This is a genomic window from Flavobacterium covae (genome assembly GCF_001534645.1).
In the GTDB taxonomy this organism is placed as follows: domain Bacteria; phylum Bacteroidota; class Bacteroidia; order Flavobacteriales; family Flavobacteriaceae; genus Flavobacterium; species Flavobacterium covae.
In genome coordinates, this window is the sequence record NZ_CP013992.1 from 929,444 (window position 1) to 955,904 (window position 26,461).

The 26,461-nt window shown below is 30.4% G+C and carries 27 protein-coding genes; 16 read left to right on the plus strand and 11 right to left on the minus strand.

Going from position 1 to position 26,461, the window contains the following annotated elements:
* Window positions 1–4: 4 nt before the first annotated feature.
* The 4 genes from AWN65_RS04095 to AWN65_RS04110 all read right to left on the minus strand — a co-directional run bounded on the left by AWN65_RS04095 (window position 5) and on the right by AWN65_RS04110 (window position 2,857).
* Window positions 5–400, minus strand: a complete 396-nt coding sequence (locus AWN65_RS04095; protein WP_060381997.1) for a thioredoxin family protein — start codon at window positions 398–400, stop codon at window positions 5–7.
* Between the two features lie 16 nt (window positions 401–416).
* Window positions 417–1,007, minus strand: a complete 591-nt coding sequence (locus AWN65_RS04100; protein WP_060381998.1) for a redoxin domain-containing protein — start codon at window positions 1,005–1,007, stop codon at window positions 417–419.
* An 84-nt stretch (window positions 1,008–1,091) separates the two neighbouring features.
* Window positions 1,092–1,772 (minus strand): Crp/Fnr family transcriptional regulator, encoded by a 681-nt coding sequence (locus tag AWN65_RS04105; protein ID WP_060381999.1) that lies wholly within the window; start codon window positions 1,770–1,772, stop codon window positions 1,092–1,094.
* Between the two features lie 563 nt (window positions 1,773–2,335).
* Window positions 2,336–2,857: a superoxide dismutase family protein gene (locus AWN65_RS04110; protein ID WP_060382000.1), complete on the minus strand. Its 522-nt coding sequence runs from the start codon at window positions 2,855–2,857 to the stop codon at window positions 2,336–2,338.
* A 1,202-nt stretch (window positions 2,858–4,059) separates the two neighbouring features.
* On the opposite strand from AWN65_RS04110, the gene AWN65_RS14750 reads away from it, so the two are divergent.
* The gene (locus AWN65_RS14750) at window positions 4,060–4,464 is read left to right on the plus strand and encodes a hypothetical protein (protein WP_145902538.1); all 405 of its coding nucleotides are present in this window, start codon (window positions 4,060–4,062) and stop codon (window positions 4,462–4,464) included.
* A gap of 424 nt (window positions 4,465–4,888) precedes the next feature.
* On the opposite strand, the gene AWN65_RS04120 is transcribed toward AWN65_RS14750, so the two are convergent.
* From AWN65_RS04120 to AWN65_RS04140, 5 genes are all read right to left on the minus strand, one after another.
* Window positions 4,889–6,685 (minus strand): acyl-CoA dehydrogenase family protein, encoded by a 1,797-nt coding sequence (locus AWN65_RS04120; protein ID WP_060382002.1) that lies wholly within the window; start codon window positions 6,683–6,685, stop codon window positions 4,889–4,891.
* A gap of 37 nt (window positions 6,686–6,722) precedes the next feature.
* On the minus strand, window positions 6,723–7,076 hold the full coding sequence (locus tag AWN65_RS04125; RefSeq protein WP_060382003.1) for a four helix bundle protein: 354 nt from the start codon (window positions 7,074–7,076) through the stop codon (window positions 6,723–6,725).
* A 35-nt stretch (window positions 7,077–7,111) separates the two neighbouring features.
* Window positions 7,112–8,296 carry an acetyl-CoA C-acyltransferase gene (locus tag AWN65_RS04130; RefSeq protein ID WP_060382004.1) on the minus strand — a complete coding sequence of 395 codons (1,185 nt, stop codon included), beginning with the start codon at window positions 8,294–8,296 and terminating at the stop codon, window positions 7,112–7,114.
* A gap of 93 nt (window positions 8,297–8,389) precedes the next feature.
* On the minus strand, window positions 8,390–10,780 hold the full coding sequence (locus AWN65_RS04135; protein WP_060382005.1) for a 3-hydroxyacyl-CoA dehydrogenase/enoyl-CoA hydratase family protein: 2,391 nt from the start codon (window positions 10,778–10,780) through the stop codon (window positions 8,390–8,392).
* 7 nt (window positions 10,781–10,787) lie between these two features.
* Window positions 10,788–11,231 carry a MarR family winged helix-turn-helix transcriptional regulator gene (locus AWN65_RS04140; RefSeq protein WP_060382006.1) on the minus strand — a complete coding sequence of 148 codons (444 nt, stop codon included), beginning with the start codon at window positions 11,229–11,231 and terminating at the stop codon, window positions 10,788–10,790.
* A gap of 450 nt (window positions 11,232–11,681) precedes the next feature.
* On the opposite strand from AWN65_RS04140, the gene AWN65_RS04145 reads away from it, so the two are divergent.
* The 7 genes from AWN65_RS04145 to AWN65_RS04175 all read left to right on the plus strand — a co-directional run bounded on the left by AWN65_RS04145 (window position 11,682) and on the right by AWN65_RS04175 (window position 17,446).
* The gene (locus AWN65_RS04145; RefSeq protein ID WP_060382007.1) at window positions 11,682–12,479 is read left to right on the plus strand and encodes a helix-turn-helix domain-containing protein; all 798 of its coding nucleotides are present in this window, start codon (window positions 11,682–11,684) and stop codon (window positions 12,477–12,479) included.
* Between the two features lie 11 nt (window positions 12,480–12,490).
* Window positions 12,491–13,162: a type 1 glutamine amidotransferase domain-containing protein gene (locus AWN65_RS04150; RefSeq protein WP_060382008.1), complete on the plus strand. Its 672-nt coding sequence runs from the start codon at window positions 12,491–12,493 to the stop codon at window positions 13,160–13,162.
* A gap of 231 nt (window positions 13,163–13,393) precedes the next feature.
* A complete protein-coding gene (locus AWN65_RS04155) occupies window positions 13,394–14,116 on the plus strand; it encodes a toxin-antitoxin system YwqK family antitoxin (RefSeq protein WP_060382009.1) in 723 nt (240 codons plus the stop codon).
* A 29-nt stretch (window positions 14,117–14,145) separates the two neighbouring features.
* The gene (gene mnmA, locus AWN65_RS04160) at window positions 14,146–15,333 is read left to right on the plus strand and encodes a tRNA 2-thiouridine(34) synthase MnmA (RefSeq protein ID WP_060382010.1); all 1,188 of its coding nucleotides are present in this window, start codon (window positions 14,146–14,148) and stop codon (window positions 15,331–15,333) included.
* Window positions 15,334–15,379: 46 nt separating this feature from the next.
* A complete protein-coding gene (locus AWN65_RS14950; RefSeq protein ID WP_060382011.1) occupies window positions 15,380–15,592 on the plus strand; it encodes a hypothetical protein in 213 nt (70 codons plus the stop codon).
* Window positions 15,593–15,842: 250 nt separating this feature from the next.
* Window positions 15,843–16,241, plus strand: coding sequence for a S8/S53 family peptidase (locus AWN65_RS14955; RefSeq protein ID WP_060382012.1), 399 nt, complete (start codon window positions 15,843–15,845; stop codon window positions 16,239–16,241).
* Between the two features lie 266 nt (window positions 16,242–16,507).
* On the plus strand, window positions 16,508–17,446 hold the full coding sequence (locus tag AWN65_RS04175; RefSeq protein ID WP_060382013.1) for an NAD(P)H-dependent flavin oxidoreductase: 939 nt from the start codon (window positions 16,508–16,510) through the stop codon (window positions 17,444–17,446).
* A 17-nt stretch (window positions 17,447–17,463) separates the two neighbouring features.
* Here the strand turns inward: AWN65_RS04175 and AWN65_RS04180 are convergent, their stop codons facing one another.
* The gene (locus AWN65_RS04180; protein WP_060382014.1) at window positions 17,464–18,147 is read right to left on the minus strand and encodes an SIR2 family NAD-dependent protein deacylase; all 684 of its coding nucleotides are present in this window, start codon (window positions 18,145–18,147) and stop codon (window positions 17,464–17,466) included.
* 113 nt (window positions 18,148–18,260) lie between these two features.
* On the opposite strand from AWN65_RS04180, the gene AWN65_RS04185 reads away from it, so the two are divergent.
* From AWN65_RS04185 to AWN65_RS04215, 7 genes are all read left to right on the plus strand, one after another.
* Window positions 18,261–18,938 (plus strand): TrmH family RNA methyltransferase, encoded by a 678-nt coding sequence (locus AWN65_RS04185; RefSeq protein ID WP_060382015.1) that lies wholly within the window; start codon window positions 18,261–18,263, stop codon window positions 18,936–18,938.
* Window positions 18,939–19,166: 228 nt separating this feature from the next.
* A complete protein-coding gene (locus AWN65_RS04190) occupies window positions 19,167–19,727 on the plus strand; it encodes a 1-acyl-sn-glycerol-3-phosphate acyltransferase (protein WP_060382016.1) in 561 nt (186 codons plus the stop codon).
* Window positions 19,728–19,919: 192 nt separating this feature from the next.
* Window positions 19,920–21,065: a M14 family metallopeptidase gene (locus tag AWN65_RS04195; RefSeq protein WP_060382017.1), complete on the plus strand. Its 1,146-nt coding sequence runs from the start codon at window positions 19,920–19,922 to the stop codon at window positions 21,063–21,065.
* A 60-nt stretch (window positions 21,066–21,125) separates the two neighbouring features.
* Window positions 21,126–21,605 carry an Lrp/AsnC family transcriptional regulator gene (locus tag AWN65_RS04200; protein ID WP_014165284.1) on the plus strand — a complete coding sequence of 160 codons (480 nt, stop codon included), beginning with the start codon at window positions 21,126–21,128 and terminating at the stop codon, window positions 21,603–21,605.
* 668 nt (window positions 21,606–22,273) lie between these two features.
* Complete coding sequence (locus tag AWN65_RS04205; protein ID WP_060382018.1) at window positions 22,274–23,356, plus strand: efflux RND transporter periplasmic adaptor subunit; 1,083 nt, start codon at window positions 22,274–22,276, stop codon at window positions 23,354–23,356.
* Complete coding sequence (locus tag AWN65_RS04210; RefSeq protein ID WP_060382019.1) at window positions 23,356–24,612, plus strand: ABC transporter permease; 1,257 nt, start codon at window positions 23,356–23,358, stop codon at window positions 24,610–24,612. Before AWN65_RS04205 ends, AWN65_RS04210 begins: the two co-directional genes overlap by 1 nt.
* Window positions 24,612–25,289 (plus strand): ABC transporter ATP-binding protein, encoded by a 678-nt coding sequence (locus AWN65_RS04215; protein WP_060382020.1) that lies wholly within the window; start codon window positions 24,612–24,614, stop codon window positions 25,287–25,289. Before AWN65_RS04210 ends, AWN65_RS04215 begins: the two co-directional genes overlap by 1 nt.
* Here the strand turns inward: AWN65_RS04215 and AWN65_RS04220 are convergent.
* Window positions 25,279–25,647, minus strand: coding sequence for a winged helix-turn-helix transcriptional regulator (locus AWN65_RS04220; RefSeq protein WP_060382021.1), 369 nt, complete (start codon window positions 25,645–25,647; stop codon window positions 25,279–25,281). The genes AWN65_RS04215 and AWN65_RS04220 overlap by 11 nt on opposite strands.
* Window positions 25,648–25,739: 92 nt before the next feature.
* Between AWN65_RS04220 and AWN65_RS04225 the strand changes: the two genes are divergently transcribed.
* Window positions 25,740–26,354 (plus strand): nitroreductase family protein, encoded by a 615-nt coding sequence (locus AWN65_RS04225; RefSeq protein ID WP_060382022.1) that lies wholly within the window; start codon window positions 25,740–25,742, stop codon window positions 26,352–26,354.
* Window positions 26,355–26,461 lie beyond the last annotated feature (107 nt).

Sequence of the window (26,461 nt, forward strand, 5' to 3'; positions counted from 1 at the left end):
TAGATTAATTTAATTTTTTTAAAAGTTCTTCTTCGTTTATAAAACCTAAATTTTCCCAAATTAATTTACCTTTTTTGTAATAATGTAAGGTGGGAAGTCCTTCAACGTTTAATTTTTGAGCCAATTCAGGATTTTTGTCAGTATCTATTTTAATTAGCTTGATTTTTTTTTCCTTAGAAACTTTTTCTAAAATAGGAGCTAATTTTTTACAAGGACCACACCATTTAGCATTAAAATCAACAATTATTATTGAATCTCTTGATAATAATTGATTATATTTTTCAATTGTTAATTTTTCTAATTTTATTTTTTCCTGTTGATCTAATTTTAAATTTTTGGAAGTTTGCCCGAAAAAAGAAAAACTAATTAAAAGTGTGGCAATAGTGGTAAGTAATTTCATGTTTAATTTTATTTGATTATAAGTTTTTTAATACATTAAGTAATAGTTTGTCTGAAATACGATTCTTGTAATCAGGAGCTATATATTCAAAAATGACTTTATTTTCCTCATTAATTACAAATAACGAAGACACAGGTAAGAAATTTTTATTTACTTTATTAGAACCTTTACTAATGATAGGTTTGTAGGTTAAAGGAGCTTCGTATGTAATTCCCATAGCGGTCAATAACTCTCCTTTGCTATCAGAATAAAGAGTATACTTTAATTTATCTTTATCCGAAGTTTTAATCAAAGAACTAGGAGAGTCTGGACTAATTGCAATTATTTGATAACCTAATTTGATAATGTCATTTTCTATTGATGCTATGTTGCTTAAATGAACATTGCAATAAGGACACCAACCACCGCGGTATACGATTAATACCGTTTTCTTTTTGTTAATAATAGAATGGCTAGAAACAAAACTACTATCTATTTTTTGAATTTGAGCATTAGGTAAAGTTTCTCCTATTAAGATAGGGTTGATTTCAGTAGAAGAAGAAGCTATATGTTTTTGTCCTAAAAGTGTTAAAGGTAAAAACAGTAAATAAAAAAATACATTTTTCATAATTCTCTTTATTTTATTGTTACAGTGTAAAATTAAGAGGACTAAAAAATGTATTTTGTAAGATAGTTTACAAAAACCTAAATATTATTGTAAAAGTTCAATGTTAGGAATAATTATTTCCTTACGAGTATATCGGATAATACCATTTTCTTCTAACTCTATTAATAATTTAGTAGCGGTAGGCCTTGAAGTACAAATAATTTGGGCAATATCTGTTTGAGTTAAATAATTTTCTAAAATAATATTATCCCCTTGATGACTTCCTTCTTTTTCGCACCAATCTAATAAAAATGTTTTAAGACGTGTTTTAGCATCCTTTGACATTAGGTTTGAATAATTGTTTTTAACTCGTTTTAGTTTTAGTCCTACAAATTTCATGTAACTTAATGCTAAATCAGGATATTTAAGCATTAAATTTTCAAAATCAGATAATAAAAAACTGCATATAGAAACTTCTTCTGTAAGTGCCATAGCTAGTTCATTAGATGTTCTATCAGGTTCTAAAGTTAGCTCTCCAAAAAGATCCCCTTTTTGGATAATGTCTTTTATAGTTTCATTTCCTTCTTGATCTATAGCTACAATCTTTATACTTCCCTTTTTTAATAAAAAAACCCGAGGTGTTTCAGAATCAGAAAAATATATAATTTCACCTTTTTTTGCTTTTTTAAAACCAACAATAATACATAATTGTTTAAGTTGAGACATACTTAAGGTTTTAAAAAGTTTATGATCACGTAAATACCAGTATTTAAGTTCGTCGTACATAAATGTCAAATTGAGTGTTAAAAATAATAAATAGAAACAATAAAGATCAAAACTTAACAAAACTTTATTTAAAAACAATTATTTTTTCCTAACTCTTAATTATTTTTTTATACATTTTAAAAAATAATTAAGAGTTAGGAATATAAGTGATAGGTATGAAATTAATCTATATTATGTGTTAGATTTTATGATAAAGATGAAAAGAATAAAAAATCATTTTGATCTATAATAAATTGATAACTCTTAATTAGGGTTTAATATGAAAACATTTTCATACTTTTCGTTAATAATTCATAATATTATTTCATTATTAATAAAGCAGAACCAGAAGATAAACGTTATCAAAAATTTTAAGGAAAAAATAAATCCTTTAGTAGTCTAAATAGATTTTTTAAAGAGGCTGTTATAAGGTACTTTATCTTATTATTTCATTTCTTTTTAGTTGAGCTAAAAAAGACTTAAAATTAAACAGAAGATATAAATTATATAAAATCAATATAATATTTACTAAAGCAATAAACAAATAATTTATAATTTGATTTTTGAACAGCCTCTTGAAAAAATTATTTTAAAATACCAGCGCAAGCAATTCTACCTCCAGCATTTCCAGTAGGTTGAGTCGTAAAATCGTCAACTCCTTTATGAACGATTAATCCTTTACCTGTTATGTCTCTTGCTGGATCACCGCACCCAATACACCATTCATTAGTTGAAAACGTTACCACCGCATTTCCTTTATCATCTGCAGTAAAGTTCCCAATATCTCCTCTATGATATTCTGCCTGTCCCCACTTGCCGTGCTTTTTAAAAGTAGGATTCCAGTGTCCACCTGTAGAAGTTCCGTCTGGAGCAGAACAATCTGCTTTTTCATGTAAATGAATAGCATGTTCTCCAGGTGTTAAACCACTCATGTTAGCTACCATTGTTATAATACCATTTTTTTCGGAAAAAACAGCAGTTCCTGTTACTTGACTATCACTTTTTGAATTAAGAACAACTTTAATTTCATTTTTTGTTACATGAGAACTTTGACAGCTAGCACATAATCCTAAAATAAAAAGACTAGATACAATTTTTTTTTTCATTATTTTAAATATGTTTGAGATTAATGAGACTGTTCAAAAAGTTCACAATCTTGTCATTTAGACCAAAGGGAGAAAATACATAATGTTGATTATGAGACTCCTACTTACGTTGGAGTGACAAACTGCATGTTGATTTATTACCTTTTGAAAAGCCTCTTTTTAAGTTTATATTCTATTAAACATAATAGAACTTCACCGTATTGCAAATTTAAAATATAGAATTAATCATTTTGTTATTGATAATAGTTAAAATTTATATAAATATAAGTTAAACAAAATATTATTTTCATTTTTTGTTTTAAAAAGGACGTTTTTGTGATTAAAATAAAAATAAATAAACTTAAAATTTTATGAATATCTATTATGCCATTTAAACTTTGAAAGTTCCTCATAATACTATTTTTTTAACCTTGATACTGTCCAAAAAGTTCGCAATCTTTTTTTTCATTTCGACCAAAAATAGAAAACACATAATACTGATTATGAGACCCCTCCTTACGTTGGAGTAACAAACAAGAGGTATTTTACTTCTGGTTCTTGTCATCCCGACTTTAGGAGGGATCTCATAAAATGCGTAACATTCGGAGTAACAAACAAGAGGTATTTTACTTCGGGTTCTTGTCATCCCGACTTTAGGAGGGATCTCATAAAATGCGTAACATTCGGAGTAACAAACAAGAGGTATTTTACTTCTGGTTCTTGTCATCCCGACTTTAGGAGGGATCTCATAAAATGCGTGACATTCGGAGTAACAATTAAGAGGTATTTTACTTCTGGTTCTTGTCATCCCGACTTTAGGAGGGATCTCATAAAATGCGTAACATTCGGAGTAACAATTAAGAGGCATTTATTTCGGGTTCTTGTCATCCCGACTCATAAAATGCGTAATATTCGGAGTAACAAACAAGAGGTATTTTACTTCGGGTTCTTGTCATCCCGATATTAGGAGGGATCTCATAAAATGCGTGAGATTCGGAGTAACAATTAAGAGGCATTTTACTTCGGGTTCTTGTCATCCCGATATTAGGAGGGATCTCATAAAATGCGTAACATTCGGAGTAACAAACAAGAGGCATTTATTTCGGGTTCTTGTCATCCCGATATTAGGAGGGATCTCATAAAATGCGTAATATTCGGAGTAACAAACAAGAGGCATTTATTTCGGGTTCTTGTCATCCCGATATTAGGAGGGATCTCATAAAGTGCGTAACATACCGTTTTTAAATTCTGATGATTATATTCCTCTTTTATTAAGTGTTTTTGATATCGATTATATGACTCTTCCTTACTTAGTGACAATCAAGAGATTAAAAATAGAAACAAAAAGAGTCTTCATTGAATCTAAAAGAGTCTTCATTGAATCAAAAAGAGTCTTCGTTGAACCAAAAAGAGTCTTCGTTGAATCAAAAAGAGTCTTCATTGAACCAAAAAGAGTCTTCGTTGAACCAAAAAGAGTCTTCATTGAATCTAAAAGAGTCTTCATTGAATCTAAAAGAGTCTTCATTGAATCAAAAAGAGTCTTCATTGAACCAAAAAGAGTCTTCGTTGAATCAAAAAGAGTCTTCGTTGAATCAAAAAGAGTCTTCGTTGAACCTAATATCATTTAAATTTTGAAATTTCCTCTTAATACTTTTTTTTAACCTTGAAACTGTCCAAAAAGTTCGTAATCTTGTTCATTTTGATCAAAGGGAGAAATCACATAATGTTGATTATCAGATTCCTCCTTATCGGAGTGGCAAACTACATGTTGATTTAGGCACTATCTTACAAAAGCAATAAAAATTAGTGTTGGTTCTCGATGCGCTTCGGGCTCGAACTAACGATGATTTCAATTATATACTCAATCGTCTGTTCAAGTTGTTTAAAAATGAAAAAAACGTATTGAGAATTTTACTTTTTAATTCAGTATATTTTAAGTTTAAATAATATTATTTTTAATCAATTCGTTCTAGAAAAGGTTTTATTTATAAAAAAGGCCACTATTTCTATTAAATAGTGACCCTTTTAACCAAACTAATTAAAATTTAAAGACTAATAGCAATAGCCGTTTTCTGCAATCATTTTAGCAGTAATAGTTTCGCGAAGTGCTACTACATTTGGCATATTGGTATATTTTGTAAAACGACGTAATCCCATTAACATCATGCGTTGTTCATCGCCATCAGCAAAAGAAACAATGCCTTCTTTTCCTTTTTGAGAAACGATGTCTACCGCTTGGTATAAGTACAATTGCGCCATAGCAATTTGTTCTTTTACATTTTCAGCTCCTTTAGCTTTCGCTAATTTTTCTGTACGTAAAATTCCTGACTCTGCCATGTAAATCTCGATTAACATATCAGAAGCACACATCAATAATTGTTGGTGTTTTTCTAAATCTGGACCAAATTTTTGTACAGCAGATCCTGCAACCATTAAGAACGCTTTTTTCAATTTGCCGATTAATTCTTTTTCTTCTGCAAATAGTTCCGTGTAATCAGGAGTATTGAAATCAGGAATACCCATTAATTCTTCAGCCACTTTCATTGCAGGACCTAATAAATCTACCTGACCTTTCATGGCTTTTTTCACTAACATACCTACCGATAACATACGGTTAATTTCGTTAGTTCCTTCATAGATACGAGCAATACGAGCATCTCTCCAAGCCGATTCCATTGGTGTTTCTTCTGAGAATCCCATACCTCCAAAAATTTGGATACCTTCGTCAGTACAGCTTTGAACGTCTTCTGAAACTGCTACTTTAAGGATTGAACATTCGATAGCAAATTCTTCCACTCCTTTTAATTCCGCTTCTTGGTGGGTGTTACCCGCTGCTTCACGTAATTCAATTCTTGTTTCGATATCTTTAGCGGCACGGTACGATGCTGCTTCATCTACATAAGCGTTAGTAGCCATGTTAGCTAATTTAGCTTGAATAGCGCCAAAGTTTGCAATTGGCGTTTTAAATTGGATACGCTCGCTAGCATATTTTACAGCTTCTGTAATGGTACGACGTTGTGCATCTAAACAAGCAGCTGCCAATTTGATACGACCTACGTTCAACGCATTCATTGCAATTTTGAAACCTTCACCACGTCCTGCTAACATGTTTTCTACAGGAACAACTGTATCGTTGAAGAATACTTGACGTGTAGAAGACGAACGAATACCTAATTTGTGTTCTTCTTCACCTAACGTAATTCCGTTTGAATTTGCTGGGTCATACTCTACGATGAATCCCGTGATGTTTTTGTCATCTTCAATACGAGCAAAAACAATCATTAAGTTACAGAAACCAGCGTTAGAAATCCACATTTTCTGACCGTTGATTTTGTATGATTTACCATCTGCTGATAATTCTGCTTTTGTTTTACCAGAATTAGCGTCAGAACCTGCTCCAGGTTCAGTTAAACAGTAAGCACCAAACCATTCACCCGATGCTAATTTTGGAACATATTTTAATCTTTGTTCTTCTGTACCGTATAAAGTGATTGGCATAGTACCAATACCTGTGTGCGCTCCGAAAGCTGTAGAGAAAGAACCTGTAGCACCAGAAATATAGTCACAAGTTAACATCGTTGATACGAAGCCCATACCTAAACCACCGTAAGCTTCAGGAACCGCTACGCCTAAGAAACCAAGTTCACCTGCTTTACGCATACATTCTTCGGTGTAAGCGTAGTCTTTTTTCTCAAAACGAGGTTTTTCTGACCATAATTCTTTGTCTACGAATTCTTTGATAGAATCACGCATCATGATTTGTTCTTCTGAGAAATCCTCAGGAGTAAATATATTTTCGCATTTCGTTTCTTTAACTAAGAACTGTCCGCCTCTTGTAATATCTTCCATTTGTTATTATTTTAAATGTTGAATTATAAATTTTAAATTAGTTTATACTTTCCTGAGAAGTTTTTACAATTTTGGTTATTATGTTTATGATATGCTCAATTTCAGTTAAATAAATTTCAATATTAATTTTGGTTATTTCTGATTTATCTAAAAGTCTCAACCAGTATTTAGTTTCTCTGGCTTCTTTTGAAGCGATTGACATTTTACTAATAAAGTCTTTTTTAGATTGAGCAGCTATAGCTTCTTCAACATTTGCACCTATACTTGTAGCACTTCGCATTAATTGTTTTGAAATAATGAACTCGTTTTCTTTTTTAAGTTGAATTGTTAGATTGATAACTGATAGTGCAAATTCAAATGTTTTGATAGCAATTATATTATCGTTCTTCATAATTCATTTAAAATTTAAAATTTAAAATCCATCATTTATAGTAACTCAAATATCCCCGCTGTACCTTGTCCAGTACCCACACACATGGTTACCATACCGTATTTGTTACCGCGGCGTTTCATTTCGTCAAATAATTGAACTGATAATTTAGCTCCCGTGCAACCTAGTGGGTGACCTAAAGCGATTGCACCACCATTTACGTTGATGATTTCAGGGTTTAAGTCTAACTCGCGGATTACCGCTAATGATTGTGCTGCGAAAGCTTCGTTTAATTCGAATAATTCGATATCAGAAATTTTTAAACCAGCTTGTTGTACCGCTTTTGGAATGGCTTTTACAGGGCCAATACCCATGATTCTAGGTTCAACACCTGAAGATGCAAAGTTTACCAAACGTGCAATAGGTTCTAAATTTAATTCTTTCACCATTTCTTCGCTCATAATCAGTACGAAAGCGGCACCGTCACTCATTTGTGATGAGTTACCCGCAGTTACTGAACCATCTGCAGCAAATACAGGTTTTAATCCTGAAAGCGCTTCAACAGAAGTACCCGCACGTGGTCCTTCGTCTTTAGTAACTACATAAGATTTAGTTTCTTTTTTGCCAGCTTCGTTGATGAACGTTTGTTCTACGGTGATAGGCGCGATTTGAGCATCAAATTTACCTTCTGCTTGTGCTTTCAACGCTTTCATGTGCGACTGATAAGCAAATTCATCTTGGTCTGCACGTGAAATATTAAATTGCTTTGCTACAGCCTCAGCGGTTAATCCCATACCCCAGTAGTAATCTTCGTTACCTGCTGCGGCTACTTTATAATCAGGAGTTGGTTTATAACCTCCCATTGGAATATAACTCATGCTCTCTGCACCACCGGCAATGATACAATGTGCCATTCCTGCTTGGATTTTTGCAGTTGCCATACCAATGGTTTCTAAACCAGAAGCACAGTAACGGTTTACAGTTACTCCTGGAACATCAGTCACTTTTAATCCCATTAAAGAGATTAAACGTCCCATATTTAATCCTTGTTCCGCCTCAGGCATCGCATTACCCACCATTACATCGTCAATTCTTGACTTGTCGAAGTTGGGTAATTCAGCCATCATGTGCTCGATGGTTTCAGCGGCCAATTCATCTGGACGTTTAAAACGGAACAGTCCTTTCGGTGCTTTACCTACTGCTGTTCTATATCCTTTTACTATATATGCTGTTTTACTCATTATTTTGAATTTTGAATTATAAATTTTAAATTATTTGTTGTTTTTCAAATTATTTATGTTTCATTTAAAATTCAACATTTATAATTTAAAATATTAATTACGAAGCGGTTTCCCTTTAGTTAACATAAACTGGATACGCTCCAATGTTTTTCTCTCGGTACAAAGTGATAAGAAAGCTTCTCTTTCTAAATCTAACAAGTATTGCTCCGTTACTAAAGTTGGTTCTGATAAATCACCCCCCGCCATTACGTAAGCTAATTTGTTTGCGATTTTTTGGTCGTGTTCCGAAATGTATTGTCCCGCAACCATTTGGTCTGTACCCACAAGGAACATACCTAAAGCTTGTTTTCCTAATACTTTAATGTCTTTACGACGTACTGGTTGTGTATATCCTGCTTCAGCCATTAACAAGGCGTGTTTTTTAGCTTCGGCAATTTGACGGTCTTTGTTAACCACCACCACATCTTTACCTTTTTGTAAAATGCCTAAGTCGTAAGCCTCATAAGCAGAAGTTGCCACTTTTGCCATACCTACAGTTAAGAAATATTCTTGTAAAACGTTTAATTCTACGTCGTTTTTACGGAAGGTATCCGCAGCGCGTAGTGCCATTTCTTTAGAACCACCACCACCAGGGATTACACCTACACCAAATTCAACTAAACCGATATAGGTTTCAGCCGCAGCAACAATTTTATCCGCGTGCATAGAAAGTTCACAACCACCACCTAAAGTCATTCCGTGTGGTGCAGCAATCACTGGAATAGAAGAGTAACGCGCGCGCATCATCGTGTCTTGGAACATTTTGATGGCCATATTTAACTCATCGTATTCTTGTTCTACCGCCATCATGAAAATCATACCGATATTGGCTCCAACAGAGAAGTTAGCGCCTTGATTTCCAATTACTAATCCGTTGTATTCTTTTTCAGCTAAGTCGATAGCTTTATTGATTCCTTGTAAAACACCACCTCCAATAGAGTTCATTTTTGAGTGGAATTCTAAATTTAAAATCCCATCGCCTAAGTGGTGAATTGTACTGTCGGCATTCCCCCAAACTTTTTTGCTTTCGCGAATGTTGTTTAAGATGATAAATGCGTCTTGACCAGGAACTTTAACTTGCGATTTTGATGCGGTATTGTAGTATTGTGTAGCTCCTTCTTTTACACTATAGAAAGAAGTGTTTCCAGACGCAACCATGTCAGTTACCCAAGAAGCAGGTGTATAGCCTTCTGCTTGCATCATTTCGATACCTTTTTGAACACCTATTGCGTCCCAAATTTCGAATGGTCCATTTTCCCAACCGAAACCTGCTTTCATAGCATCGTCAATTTTGTAGAAGTCTTCTGTAATTTCAGGAACACGGTTAGAAACATAAGCAAACATCGCTGAGAAGTTTTTACGGTAAAAATCACCTGCTTTGTCTTTTCCTTTAACTAATACTTTGAATCTATCGATAGGTTTTTCGATAGTTTTGGTCATTTCTAAAGTGGCAAATGACGCTTTTTTGTTGGCGCGGTATTCTAATGTATCTAAATCTAAAGAAAGGATGTCTTTCCCTTCTTTTTTGTAAAACCCTTGTTTTGTTTTACTACCTAACCATTTGTTTTCCATCATTTTGTTGATGAATTCAGGTAGTTTGAACAATTCGTGTGCTTCGTCGTTAGGGCAGTTTTCGTAAATACCATTAGCTACGTGTACTAAAGTATCTAAACCTACTACGTCAACAGTACGGAAAGTAGCCGATTTTGGACGACCAATTACAGGACCTGTTAATTTATCTACTTCTTCAATAGTAAGCCCTAATTCTTTCACTTGGTGGAATAAACTCATGATTCCGAAAATACCAATACGGTTTCCGATGAAAGCAGGGGTGTCTTTAGCAACTACCGAAGTTTTTCCTAAGAATTGTTCGCCATAATTATTCAAGAAATCCAATACATCCGAAGAAGTTTGTGGTCCTGGAATAATTTCAAATAATTTCAAATAACGAGCTGGATTAAAGAAGTGTGTACCGCAGAAATGCTTTTGGAAATCTTCGCTACGACCTTCGCTCATGAACTGAATAGGAATACCTGAAGTGTTTGAAGTTACTAATGTTCCAGGTTTTCTGTGTGTGTCAATTTGTTCAAAAACTGACTTTTTGATGTCTAATCTTTCAACAACTACTTCAATAATCCAATCACAATCTTTAATTTTTGTGATATCATCGGTTAAATTTCCTGTAGTAATTCTATCAGCAAATTTTTGATGATAAATAGGAGAGGGCTTCGATTTTAAAGCGGCAGTTAAACTGTCGTTTACGATTCGGTTTCTAACTATTTTATTTTCTAGTGTTAACCCTTTTTTTTGTTCTGCTTCTGTAAGTTCACGTGGTACTATATCAAGGAGTAAAACTTCTACTCCGATATTAGCAAAATGGCAGGCAATTCCTGAACCCATAATCCCTGAACCAACTACAGCAACTTTTTTAATTGTTCTCTTCATTTTGTAATTACTCTGGTTGATTGAATATTTTTTTATCTTGTATTAATTCATTTATTTTTTCTGTGACTTCTATGAAGTGTATTAATTTTTCTTCATTAATATGTTGTTTGATGACTTCATTAAATCTAAGAACAGTTTGTTTAGATAGTTCTCGTTTTAATTTTCCTTCTTTAGTAAGATAAATCAAAACGCCTCTTCCATCTTTAGGATTTGGTTTTCTTTCAATTAATCCTTTTTCTTCCAATGATTTTAAGGTTCGGGTTAAACTGGTAGCTTCCATACCCATTCTTGCACTTATGCTGGTAGAAGGGGTACCTTCTTCTTTGTCTATGCTTAAAAGGGCAAAACCAATAGCCATAGAACCCTCATATTTAGATCCTTCTTCATTATACATTCTAGAAACGGCTTGCCAAGTTGTTCTAAGTAAATAATCTATTGTTTTATCTTTCATTTGGATTCTAAAATTCAAATATACAAAAAAAATAATATGCGCGCATATTATTTTTTTTGATGTCGTTTTTTTACAATTCTTGATTGTGTAAAAGGAGTAAATTTGTACTTAAAAATAAACTTTAAAAGATGTACTAAATTTATAAATAATAGGGAAAACGATGAATATAACGGTGAAAAGAAAGTATAAAATCAGTATGTATCACTTTTTTAGAAAAGGCTAAAGTAATAAATAGAGGATATGAGAGAATAAAAAGGAAATATTTCGTATACCTTATATAGGCGATAATAATAAATTTAATTTTATTTTTGTTGAAGAATTTATAAAAATTGAAATTTTTGAATTTTATTTGCATGCAGGTTATATAAATAACTTATAGGTATATTAACTTTGATTTTGAAATAAAATTCTATATTAAGTCTTTATTCTTGATTAAAATTAAATATTTGCATGGCTAAATTGTCCGTAAAACCTTCTACTAAATTACAGCCTTATATAGATAGATATTTTTATGAAGACAAGGAGTACTGTGATGATGAATCATTATCTTTTTTTTTGCCAGGTACAGGTTTAGACCTTTTTTTTCATTTTGGCGAAAGTGTTTTTATGTCTAAATCAGAATTAAGTTATTCTTATCTTGTTTGTCCAAGAGAAATATTAAATAAAAATGTTTTAAAAGAACAATTTATAGCAGTTCGTTTTAAATCAGGAATGTTTCGACACTTTTCTAATGTTTCTTATTTAGATGTTAAGAATAAAATTGTTTGGGCTGATGATGTTTGGGGAAATCAGTTTAAGGAATTTCAAAAAAGATTTTTAGATACAACAGAAATTTCAAAAAAGATAGAATTAATAGAAGATTTTTTAATAGATCTGTTGTCTTTTTTTAAAAAAGAAGAATTAGTTAATTGGGATTATTTTAATCAAAAGATTTATAGTGACTATAAAACAATAAGAATAATGGATTTAGTTGATTATTCAAATTTTTCGAAGCGTACTTTTGAACGAAATTTTAAAGATCATTTTGGTGTAACCCCCAAATATTTTCAAAAGCTGGTTCGCCTTGAAAAGACAATTAAATCAATTCATCTATCAAAAAGAAATTTATTAGATTGTCTTGAATTTGGTTATTATGATCAAAGTCATTTTAATAAGGATTTTAAAGAATTTATTAGAATGAGTCCTAGAGAATACTTTAAGAAAAATAAATTTCATTATTATTTTGAAAGTTTAAATAATATAAAATAAATATACAAACTATGAAAACAAAAATTTTATTTGTCCTAACAAGTCATAATGTTAAAGGAAGTACAGGAGAATCGACAGGTTATTATTTGTCAGAAGTAAGTCATTGTTGGGATGTTTTAGTCAATGGAGGATATGAAATAGATTTTGTGAGTCCTAAAGGAGGAGTTGCTCCAGTTGAAGGTTTTGATTTAGAAGATCCTATAAATGCTAAATTTTGGAATGATTTAACGTATAATAATAAAGTGCATAATACTTTAAAACCATCAGAAGTTAATGCAACGGATTATTCTGCTATTATTTATATTGGAGGTCATGGTACTATGTGGGATTTTGCAGATAATGTTGAGTTGGCAGAAATAGCAGCAAAAATTTATGAAACAGAGGGTGTTGTAGGCGGTATATGTCATGGCCCTTCTGGATTAGTAAATATTAAACTTAGTAACGGAAAATATTTAGTTGATGGAAAAAGAATAAACTCTTTTTCAAATGATGAAGAAATCTCTATAAAGCAAGAAAAAGTAGTTCCTTACATGCTTGAAACTAAATTAATAGAGAGAGGTGCTATTTTTGAAAAATCAGGTTTGTGGGAAAAACATATTACTGTAGATGAAAGAGTGGTGACAGGTCAAAATCCTGCTTCTGCTAAGGGAGTAGCAGAAGCAATATTAGAATTGTTATCTTAAAAATTATATAAAATACTATTTTTAGAGATTAAGATGTCTAAAAAGTGATAAGTTTGATTTTTAATTTATTGCTTTTTAGACATTTTTTTGTCTTTTATAAAGACTGTTTAGGGATTCTTATTTTGAAGATAATTTTTTGAGAAGTACTTATTCAAATGAGATTTAAATAGGTTTTATTTTTGTTTACAAAATAAAACTAATAATTTTGAGTTTTATTTTTAAAGTAAAAAGATGAAAATACATAGGTTGTTTATAGTTCTGTTTTTAAGTTCATTTAGTATTTTTTCCCAAATTAAGAAAGAATCAGAAAATCAAATTAATAGTAAAGGAGAACGTATTGGTTTTTGGAAAGGATATTATGAAGGATCCAATAGAGTTCGTTATGAAGGAAATTTTAAAAATGGAGTAGAGGATGGAGTGTTTAAATACTATACAGATAGTGATAAAAAAATTTTAAAAGCAACACGCGAATTTGATGGTAAAGGAGGAGCCTATACCATTTTTTTTGATGAAAACGGATTAAAAGTAAGCGAAGGAAAAGTTATAAACAAACTTCGACAAGGAATATGGAAATACTATCACAAAGGATTAAAAACTGTTATGTGTATAGAAAACTATATAGATGATAGAGTAGAAGGAAGTAAAAAAATATTTTTTACAGATGGAGTATTAGCAGAAGAGGTAATGTATAAAAATGGCGTTAAAAATGGAATTTCTAAGATTTATTCTAAAGGAGGAACTTTAAAAGAAGAAGCTGTTTTTTTACAAGGTTTTATGCACGGTGATTATAAAGTTTTTGAAGATAATGGTGTAATCCTGATTCAAGGACAATATAAAGAAGGTAAGAAAAAAGGTCTTTGGAAATATTTTGATGCCAATAAAAATCTAGTAAAAGAAATAAATACGGATACAATTAACGGTTATAAGAAGCCTTCATTGGTTAAAAAGAAATAATTATCTTTGTGGGCTAAAAAAAAGAATACATGAAAAGAGTTGTTGTAGGTTTATCAGGAGGAGTAGATTCAAGTGTAGCCGCTTATTTATTAAAAGAGCAAGGTTATGACGTAATTGGCTTATTTATGAAAAACTGGCATGATGACTCAGTCACTATTTCTAATGAATGCCCTTGGTTAGAAGATAGTAATGATGCCTTATTAGTTGCACAAAAATTAGGAATTCCTTTTCAAACAGTTGATTTAAGTGAACAATACAAAGAAAAAATTGTAGATTATATGTTTGCTGAATATGAAAAAGGACGTACCCCTAACCCTGATGTTTTATGTAATAGAGAAATTAAATTTGATGTTTTTCTTAAAATAGCAATGTCATTAGGTGCTGATTATGTGGCAACAGGGCATTACTGTCGTAAATCAGAAACTCAAGTAGAAGGACAAACCATTTATCAATTATTAGCGGGTATAGATAGTAATAAAGATCAGTCCTATTTTCTATGCCAATTATCACAAGAACAATTATCAAAAGCCTTATTTCCTATTGGAGAATTGACAAAACCTCAAGTACGTGAAATAGCGGCTAAAATGGAACTGATTACAGCTGAGAAAAAAGATTCTCAAGGATTATGTTTTATAGGAAAAGTTCGTTTACCTGAATTTTTACAACAGCAATTACAACCTAAAGAAGGTTTTATATACGAAATAGATGCTACAAATAATCTATATAGTACGCCTAAACCTGAATTTACTACAGAAGAAGAAAAATTAAAGTTTGAAGCATCCAATATTCAATATACACCAGAAATGGGAAAGCTTGTAGGGAAACACCAAGGAGCTCATTATTACACTATTGGTCAAAGAAAAGGACTTAATATTGGAGGTACTAAAGAACCTTTATTTATAATAGCAACAGACATATATAGTAACTCTATCTATACAGGTCAAGGTAATACACACCCTGGTTTATTTAAAAAAGCATTATTTGTAGCTAAGGAAGAGATCCATTGGATCCGAACCGATCTAGCTCTTAAAACAGGTCAAAAAATGCAAGTAAAAGCGCGTATACGTTATCGACAAGAATTAAAAAATGCTATTTTACACCAGTTTGATTCAGGAATGTATGTAGAGTTTGAAGAACCTATGTCTGCTATAACCCAAGGACAATTTGTATCTTGGCATATAGGAGAGGAGCTTATAGGTTCAGGAGTAATAGCTTAAAGATAAGGTTTTCTGTGTATATTTGGAAACAAAAGGATATAAGAATATGAGATTAAAAATACTTTTAGCATTCCTGTTGTTTTTAAATTATTTTTTTACTCAAGAGGATGTTTGCATTTTTTCTAAAGACAAACCTGATGCACCCACTTTCTTTGCTAATCCATTATTAGAACTGTCACAACGTTCGCTAGATAAAAGAAAAGTTCAAGGAATTCTTTTAGATAATAAAGATGGTTTTTATTCATCAACTGTATGTTAATCAAATAGGCTCTATCTATAGAAATTATTATTTTAGCAAAATCTAAATCGTTAAATTGCGTACACATAAAAGAAATACAAAAAACATAGAGGTCCTTACTAATCTTTTTTGTAGACGTATTGAGTAGGCTAATCATTCATTAAATAGAAAAATAATGAGCCAAGATAATAGATTTTTTGTTAACAAATAGTCTGAACAAAATGCTTTAAGAGTTGATTATAATTGTGGTAATTCAGCTCCTCAAATTCAAATGTTGAATGCGCGTTTTTTACATAAGCAAAATTATACAGAAAAAGGAAAAATAGTGGCTATTTTAGACGCTGGTTTTCTAGGAGTAAATACACCCACACTGTTTGTAAGCTTACATAATAAAAAAATAATTCTAGTAGGTTATGATTTTGTAAAAGATTCGAATAATTTTTATAAAGGTAATTCGCATGAAACAAATATATTATTCATAATGGGAGTTAATACAACAAATTTAATAGGAACGGTACCCGATCCAAGTTATTATTTGTTTATAACAAAAGATTTTGCCACGGAAAAAGAAATAGAACGATCTAACGGGGTAGAAACAGTAGAAAAAACAGATCGTTTTATTTCACCAGATAATATGGTTACGGAATACCTAATTTTCAGAATGCTTTAAATAATGAATTAAGTATAAAAGAATTTGAATGGAATTCAAACAAGTTTATTCTAATTCAACAATTGAAGTAATTACTTGTGAAATTCATTAGATGGTATTAATTCAAAATTAAAGATTGATGGCAATTTAGGACAATTGATAACACAAAAAAAATTGACTAATAAAGCCGAAGAAATAAATGTAAGTTATTTGAATACAGGTGTTTAATATTATGTAGTAGTTAATTCGATTAAAAAACAAGATAAATTAATTAAAAAATAAATATTTTGAATACAATAACATCACTTTTCGATATTAAATATCCAATTATTCAAGGAGGAATGATCTGGAATTCAGGATATAAACTAGCTAGTGCGGTAAGTAATGCTGGCGGTTTAGGATTGATAGGAGCGGGATCCATGTATCCTGATATTTTACGAGAGCACATCCAAAAATGTAAAAAAGCAACGAATAAACCTTTTGGTGTAAATATACCAATGCTTTATCCAAATATTGAAGAGATAATGCAAATAATTATAGAAGAAGAAGTTAAAATAGTTTTTACTTCCGCTGGAAATCCTAAAACTTGGACTTCTTTTCTAAAAGAAAAAGGAATTGTAGTTGTCCATGTTGTAAGTAGTACAAAATTTGCATTAAAAGCGCAAGAAGCAGGGGTAGATGCGATTGTAGCAGAAGGATTTGAAGCGGGAGGACATAATGGACGTGAAGAATCCACAACTTTTACCTTGATTCCTATGGTCAAAGAACAAATAACAATTCCATTAATAGCTGCAGGAGGTATTGCTACAGGTAGAGGAATGTTAGCAGCTATGGTTTTAGGTGCAGATGGTGTACAATTAGGATCACGATTTGCAGCTTCTATAGAAAGTTCTGCCCATCAAAAATTTAAGGAAAGAATACTTACCACCGAAGAAGGAGGAACTCAGCTTACTTTGAAAGAATTAGCCCCTGTACGTTTAATTAAAAATAAATTTTATAATGATGTGCAGGAACTCTATACTCAATGTCCTTCGCCAGAAGAATTAAAGGTTTTATTAGGGCGGGCTAGAGCAAAAAGAGGAATGTTTGAAGGAGATTTAGAAGAAGGTGAGTTAGAAATAGGTCAAATAGCAGGATTAATAAAAGATATAAAGCCCGTTCAAGAAATAGTTGATGAATTATTAAAAGAATTTGAACAGGCTAAAAATGAAATGTATTCTTTGTAAAAACGTTAGAAAGAGGGTTAAATCCCTCTTTCTATTAAACTTTGTATCCCTTCACTAGCATTTAAAGGAATTGTTTCAATAAGATTACGTGAATTTTTTACATGTGCGGGTTTAGGATCTATGTAATAAATAGGAGTCTGTTTTGAAACATAGTGCATAAGTCCTGCTGCTGGATAAACTTTTAAAGAAGTTCCAATGATAATTAAAATATCAGCTTTTTCTAATATAGGAATTGCTTGGTTTATACCAGGAACGGCTTCGCCGAACCAAACAATATGGGGTCTTAGTTGTGATCCATCTGGAGCTGTATCACCTATATGTAAATCTTCCGTCCAATCAATTATATAAGTATTGTTTTTTGTGCTTCTCGCTTTCGTTAATTCACCATGTAAATGCAATACTTTTGAACTACCAGCTCGCTCATGTAGATTATCTACGTTTTGTGTTATGATATGTACATCAAAATTTTTTTCTAATTCTGCAATTATTTCATGTCCTCTATTAGGATGAACTCGTTTCAGTTGAGCCCTACGTTGATTATAAAAATCTAAAACTAATGCAGGATTTTTCTGCCATCCATCTGGAGAAGCCACCTCCATAATATCATGGTTTTCCCATAAACCATTAGAGTCTCTAAAAGTACTGATACCACTTTCAGCACTCATACCAGCTCCTGTTAAAATAACTAGTTTTTTTTTCATTATATTGGGTAATTTTAGGATTTAAAAAGATAACGGTTCTATCATTAAAGTAATTCATAAAAACATATAGAGAACTTTAATTACTTTTGCCAATATAATTAAAAACATTTACAATGCAATCTTTATTTCAAGATGAAAAATATTTAGAATATTTAGAAACGTTTATAACAGAGAATAGAAAAGAAGGTTTTAAAAAAATTTTAGCTAATAGAACTAAACATTTTACTGTAGTTTGTGAAGATGTTTATCAATTACATAATACCAGTGCCGTAATGAGAAGTTGTGAGGTTTTTGGTATTCAAGAGTTAAACGTAGTAGAACAACGATTCGGGAAAAGAATTGATAAAGAAATTGCGCTTGGAGCAGAAAAATGGGTAGATATTAAGCGGTTTTCTAATAATCAAGATTGTATTAATGATTTAAGAACTAAAGGATACCAGATTATAGCAACTACTCCACATGAAAAAGATAGTATGCTTGAGGATTTTGATATTTCTAAGCCATCGGCAATTTATTTCGGAACTGAAAGACTAGGAATATCAGAAGAAGTTATAAAAAATGCAGATGGATTTTTAAAAATTCCAATGGTTGGATTTACTGAAAGTTTAAATATTTCAGTATCAGCAGCTATTATTATACAAAGTTTAACCAATAGACTACGTCACTCTAATGTTAATTGGCATTTAACAGATCTAGAATTTTTAGAAAAAAGAATTGATTGGACTCGTAAATCTATTAAAGATATTGATTTTATTACTGAAAGATACTTTGAACAGATTAAGATGGAATGATTCTAGTTTTTTTATTTTAGATGTGTGAAATTTTTAAATAAAATAACTGTGATACGGTTTGTAATTAAGCAATGTTAACCCTGTATTTGAATTATTATATTAACCCAAATAAAAACAGATTTAAAACACTTAAAAAAGTCTTTTTTAGACTTTTAAAAACAATTTTTTTGGTATAAGATGAAAATTTTGAATTACTTTTGTATGCAATAGATATGAAGCCTCAAAGAAATGAAAAAAAGAGTATACCAATTTATATTTTTTAAGTTAATGGGATGGAAAATTGTAGGGGACTACCAATCCTACATGATTGATATAAAAAAAAGTGTAATGCCTGTAGTTCCACATACTAGTTGGCATGATTTTTATATAGGATTATTAACAAGAGGTTCATTAGGTATTAATATTAATTTTGTTGCTAAAAAAGAACTTTTTAAATTTCCTTTTGGTTATTATTTTAAATGGGTAGGAGGAGAACCTCTTAATCGTTTTAAAAATGAAAACAAAGTAGACGCAATTGCCAAAATCTTTTCACAAAAAGAAGAATTTAGATTATCTATTTCACCCGAAGGGACTCGAAAAAAAGTATCCGAATGGAAAACGGGATTTTATTATATAGCTATAAAAGCAAATGTTCCTATTGTTGCTATTGGTTTTGATTGGAAAAATAAACAAGTTATTGCTTTTCCTAAAATGATACCCTCTGGAGACAGAGAAAAAGATTTTGCTATCTTAGAAAGCTATTTCAATGGAATCGTAGGTAAAGTTCCTGAATATAGTTTTACCAAATAATTTTTAGATAATTTATATAAAATAAATTATCACCACTATTTCTGTTAATTTGATTTTTACATAGCCTTTAGTATAATAAAGAGAAAAATTTAAGTTCTTAAATTTGATGAATTTTAAAAAATAAATTTTTTCTTGGATGAGGTATGTGACTGTCTCAATTAAATTTTTTTTTAAAAAAATCAAGTAAAGCAAATGAAATTTTATTCGGATTATAAAGAAAAAAGTATTTCAGGGCGTTATATTACCAATACCCACCTAGAAGCAATATTAGATCAATTAAACTCAAACTTTGAAATTGAAATATTGGGACAATCTGTTCAAGAACGTCCTATTTATTCTGTTAAATTTGGAACTGGAGCTACAAAAATATTTATGTGGTCACAAATGCACGGAAATGAATCTACAACCACTAAAGCATTGTTTGACTTTTTAAACTTTTTAGCTTCAAAAGAACCATTAGCTCAAAGGTTAGCAAAAACGTGTACTTTTTTTATAATTCCTATAGTTAATCCTGACGGAGCACTTGCCTATACAAGAGAAAATGCAAATCAGGTGGATTTGAATAGAGATTCTATAACTTTAACGCAACCTGAATCAAAAATTTTACGTAAAGTTTTTGAAAAAATTAAACCTCATTATTGCTTTAATTTACACGATCAACGAACAATATTTGGAGTAGGAGATTCAGGTATGCCAGCAACTGTTTCTTTTTTGGCACCTTCTTTTAATGAAGCTTGTGAATATAATGAATGTAGATTACGTGCGGTAGAGGTTATTTTAGCAATGAATAACGAATTACAAAAATATATACCCAGCCAAATAGGTAGATTTGATGATGCTTTTAACTTAAATTGCATTGGCGATTATTTTCAATATTCAGGAGTACCCACTATTTTATTTGAAGCAGGACATTACCAAAATGATTATGAAAGAGAAGAAACAAGAAAATATATTTTTATAGCTTATATAACAGCATTAGAAAGTATTATTTCTTCAGAAAAGACAAAAGTAGATTTAAACAAATATTTGAATATTCCGCAAAATAAAGTTGTTTTTTATGATTTTATTTATAAAAATGTTAGAATAAAAGATGATTCTTTAGATATTATTACTAAATTTGCATCCCACTATAAAGAAACCCTTCTTGATGAGAAGGTTCATTTTGAAGCCGAGATCGTAGAAATCGGAGAGCTAGAAAGAAGTTTTGCACATCAGGTTTACGACTTAAAAGGTGAGTTATATCAAGATGAATTAGGGAACTATCCCAAACTAAAAAAAAACACTAACTTTTCTGTAAACATTAACAATATTTTTGTAAATGGAGTGCTTAAAAAGTAATATTTTAGACGTATTTAAACAAAAACTAAAAAATAAAAACACAAACAAAGAAATAATTATATGAGTAAGTTTAAACTAGATGAGGTTGATCATCAGATTCTTGATATGTTAATTGATAATACGAGAATACCATTTACAGACATTGCAAAAAAACTTTTAATTTCAGCAGGAACTGTCCATGTACGTGTTAAAAAACTAGAGGATGCTGGTATTATTCAAGGATCATCATTAACATTAGACTATGAAAAATTAGGTTATTCGTTTATTGCCTATGTTGGAGTATTTTTAAATAATACATCACAAACCAAGTTTGTTTTAGAAAGAATTAATGAAATACCATTTGTAACTGTTGCTCACGTGACAACAGGAAAATTTAATATTTTTTGTAAGATTAGAGCAAAAGATACAAAACACGCTAAAGATGTAATTTACATGATTGATGATATTGATGGAGTATATAGAACAGAAACCATGATTTCTTTAGAAGAAAGTATTAATGATAAAAAAAGATTAATGCACACAATCTTTAGAGAGATGTAAAATTATAAGTATTAATAATTTTAAAAAAAGAGTATTGAAAAAACATTTTCAATACTCTTTTTTTATTTATATCAATTGATTATTATCCGAAATTAATACCATTTAAACTTAAAATATACTAGATTAAAAAGTGAAATTCTTGATCTGTTTTTTTATTTTAAAACAACTCGAACAAACGGTTGAGTGTATAATTGAAATCATCGTTAGTTCGAGCCCAAAGCGCATCGAGAACCAACACTAATTCTTATTGCTTTTGTAGGATCAAGGAATCTCCCTCTGGTCGAAATGAAAGATTACAAACTTTTTGGACAGCCTCAAGGTTAAAAAATATTATGAGGAAATTTCAAAGTTAAAATGGTATTACACTTTTTTTATGTAAAGAAATAATAAATAAATTTATTATCAATACCTCTAATTAGATTTGTGAACAATCTTAAAAGGTTTGTAAATTTGGTTACAAAGTAAAAAACTAATTATATAAAAACTTTCACCTTATTTTTAGAAGAAATTTTATCCATATAAGTTTGTCTGATTTTAAATTCTATTAATACACTTTAAGAATATATAATATGCCTTATTTTTTTAATAGAGAATGAAAAGTCTTAGTTTGGGTTAATAAAAAACTAATAAAATTCGTAAATTTATTCATTCGAATTTAATTACCTTAAATGAAAAAAATATTACTGGTTTCGTTATTTTCTATTATTGCTTGCTCTAAAAAAGCAACTAAAGAAATAAAACCTGAAAAAGGAACAGTTACAGAAAGTGTTTATGCTTCTGGTGTAGTAAAGGCAGACAAACAATATATAGTTTTTAGTACCGTAACAGGTGTTTTGCAATATATTAATGTAAAACCAGGACAACCTATTATAAAAGGACAATCATTATTTCAAATAGAAAGTGAAAAAGCTAATCTAGCCACCGAAAATGCTCGTTTATCGTATGAAATCACACAAGAAAATGGGAGATATATCCAAGATAAAATAGCAGAAGCAGAATTACGCATTCAAAGTGCTAAGGACAAATTAATTTTAGATGAATCACTTTACAAACGTAGTAAAAATGTTAAGGAGTATAACGCTATTTCGGAAGTTGATTTTGAAAAGGTAGAGTTAGCCTATAAAAATTCTAAATTAGCCTACGAAACGGCTATAAAACAATTATCTCAATTAAAAAATCAGTTGCGAAATGAACAAGATCGGAGTAATATAAACTTAAAAATAAGCCAAAAAACAGAAAGTGATTTTACTGTTAAAAGTGCCTTTTCGGGCGAGCTATTTGATGTTCTAGTAAAAGAAGGAACTGTTGTAAATCCACAAACACCTCTAGCGATCGTAGGTAAAAAAGATAATTATATATTAGAGTTAGATATAGATGAAAATGATATGGTACGCGTGCAAGTTGGTCAAAAAATAAGGGTTACAATGGATAGTTATAAAGGTAAAATTTTTCAAGCTACTGTTACTAAAATTTATCCCATTATGGATGTGCGTTCACGAACATTTAAAATAGAAGCCCATTTTGTAAAATCACCACAAAAACTATATCCTAACTTAACTGCTGAAGCAAATATTATTATCCAAACACGTAAAAATATACTCACTATACCAAGGAATTATTTAGTAGAAGAACAATACGTTTTGGTGAAGGAAAACGAAAAAAGAAAAATAAAAACAGGACTAAAAGATTACCAAAAAGTAGAAATAATGAGCGGATTAAAAGAAGATGAAATCATTTATTTACCTGAGTAATGAATTGTAAATTAATTTTTTCTATAGCACTACACTTAATGCGCTCTAGACTCAAACAAACAATCATTGCAGGAGCAGGGGTCATGTTTGGAATTGCCATGTTTATTACTTTGGTTAGTTTTATGTATGGAATGAACGATTTGTTAGATGGTTTAATTATTAATCGTACACCGCATGTTCGTTTGTATAACGAAATAAAACCTTCTCAAAATCAACCTGTAACTATTGATCAAGAATATAAAAAGCATAGTAATTTCATTCATTCAATAAAACCTAAAGATAGAGGAAAATCTATTTACAATGCTAAGTCAATTATTCAGAGTTTAAAGCAAGATAGCCGTGTATATGATGTGGCAGCCAAGATTAATACACCTGTTTTTTTTAATTCTGGAACAATAGAAATTTCTGGAGTTGTAAACGGTATTGATGTTCTAGTAGAACAAAAATTATTTGCTCTTAATGATTATATGATAGAAGGAAAAATAGAAGATTTACAACAAAACAATAGTATTGTGATCGGGAAAGGTTTATCTGATAAAATGTTATTAAAAAAAGGAGATATTCTTAAAATTACTACACCCAAAGGAAATTTAACTTCTATGAAAATTGTAGGAATTATTCAAATAGGTATTGCAGATATAGATGATATAACCAGTTATACCTCTTTGTCCATGGCTCAAAAAATTTTAGGTGTTCCCAAAAACTATATTACTGATATTCAAGTAAAAATTTATGACATTTTACAAGCCTCCGTCTTAGCTAAAGAATATAAAATAAAATATGAAACAGATACAATAGATTATCAAACAGCTAATTCACAATTTGAAACAGGTACTACTATTAGAAGTATTATATCCTATGCAGTAGGTGTTGTCCTTTTAATCGTAGCAGGTTTTGGAATCTATAACATATTAAATATGATGATTTTTGAAAAGATGGATAGCATTGCAATTCTAAAAGCAACAGGCTTTTCAGGAAATGATGTGAAATGGATTTTTATATTGTTATCTATGGTTATTGGAATTACAGGAGGTGTTTTAGGTTTGTTTTTAGGTTTTGTTTTTTCAAACATTATAGACCTAATTCCATTTAATACAGCCGCTCTACCTACAGTTAAAACATTTCCAATTAATTACAACCCTCTTTTTTATATCATAGGAATTACATTTGCTTTGTTAACTACTTTTATAGCAGGTCTGTTTCCAGCACTCAAAGCCAGTAAAATTGATCCAGTAGAAATTATTAGAGGAAAATAATGAATAATATTGTTTTAGAAACTAAAAAACTAATAAAATACTTTAATGACCCTGTACGTATACAGGTTCTTAAAGAAATTGATTTACAAATAGAATACGGTCAATTCGTTTCTATTGTTGGAAAATCAGGTTGTGGAAAATCTACTTTATTGTATTTATTATCAACTATGGATACTGATTATGAAGGACAAATTTTAATGGATAAACAACTAATTACAGATAAAACAGATAAAGAATTAGCTCAAATTAGAAATGAAAAAATAGGATTTGTATTTCAATTTCATTATTTACTTAATGAATTTAGTGTATTACGAAACGTAATGCTTCCAGGACTCAAGTTAGCTAAACTTTCAGAAGAGGAAATAGAATATAATGCAATGGAATACTTGCGTACATTGGATATGCACGAACAAGCATTAAAAATGCCCAATCAATTAAGTGGTGGACAAAAACAACGAGTCGCAATTGCTAGAGCACTTATCAATAAACCTGTTATAATCATGGGTGATGAACCAACAGGTAATCTAGATAAAAAAAATAGTGATATCGTCTTTGATATTTTTAATCAATTAGCTGAAGAATTCAATCAAACCCTATTAATTGTAACACATGATCCTGATTTTGCTAATCGTACACACCGTATTATAACCATGGAAGATGGTAGAATTAAGATTTAAGAATTGTTGTGCAAGGCTCTGTTTTTATACGTAAGTGTTCTTCAGCAATAAATTTGCCCCAGTTTGAAATTTCATTCAATAAAGGAATTAATGTTTTACCTAATTCTGTAAGTTCATATTCTACCTTTAAAGGAGCTTTATTCGTAAAAACAGTTCTAGATATCAAACCATCTTCTTCTAACTCTTTTAACTGTAAACTAAGAGTTCTCTCCGTTATCATAGGTATTTCTTTTCGTAGCTCGTTATACCTTTTTTTATTAAAAAGATGAATTAAGATAACAGCTTTCCATTTACCTCCTATAAAATTCATAGTTAGACTCGTGCTACAAGGAAATTTTTTATGATCTATTTTATACATTTTACTATCCTTTTTGACCGTTATTGCAAATATAAAAAACTATAAATATGTTTGCAACTATAAAAAGTATAGTTTAATTAAAATAAATAAACATGAATTTTCTAGAATTAGCAAAAGAACGCTACACTACAAAAAAATACGATCCTAATGAAAAAATTTCATTAGAAATGATTGAAAAATTAAAATCAATATTAAACTTGTCACCATCCTCTATTAATAGTCAACCTTGGCATTTTACATTTGTATCAAATACAGAGATAAAAAAACTTTTGGCAGAAGCATCCTATTTTAATGCCTCAAGAGTTTTAGAGTCAAGCCATACGGTAGTGTTTAGTGTAATTGATGATGTACAAAAATTTGAAGAAAAATTTGAAAAAAAAATAGAAAACAAATTACCAGAAGGCGCAACAGGGTATTACAAACAATATTTAAAACCTCTTCCAGAAGAAGAAATAAAATCTTGGATGAAAAATCAAGTATACTTATCATTAGGGTATTTTTTATCAGCTTGTGCCAGTTTAGGAATTGATTCAACTCCTATGGAAGGAATAGAAACAGATGCTTATAAAAAAATATTAGGATTAAAAGATTATCAGCCTTTATTTGCAGTAGCAATAGGAAAAAGAGATCAAAAAGATGGAAACCAACCTCATGTAAGATCTAAATCACGTCTAGAGCTAAACGAAGTGATAAACGAGTTTAAATAAGCTTTATTTGTTATATATTACCTCTTACTTTTTTTAGTTTATACTTTCTATAAACATCAGATTGAAGTAGGAGGTATGTATTTTTATTTGAACTTTTACCTAAAAAA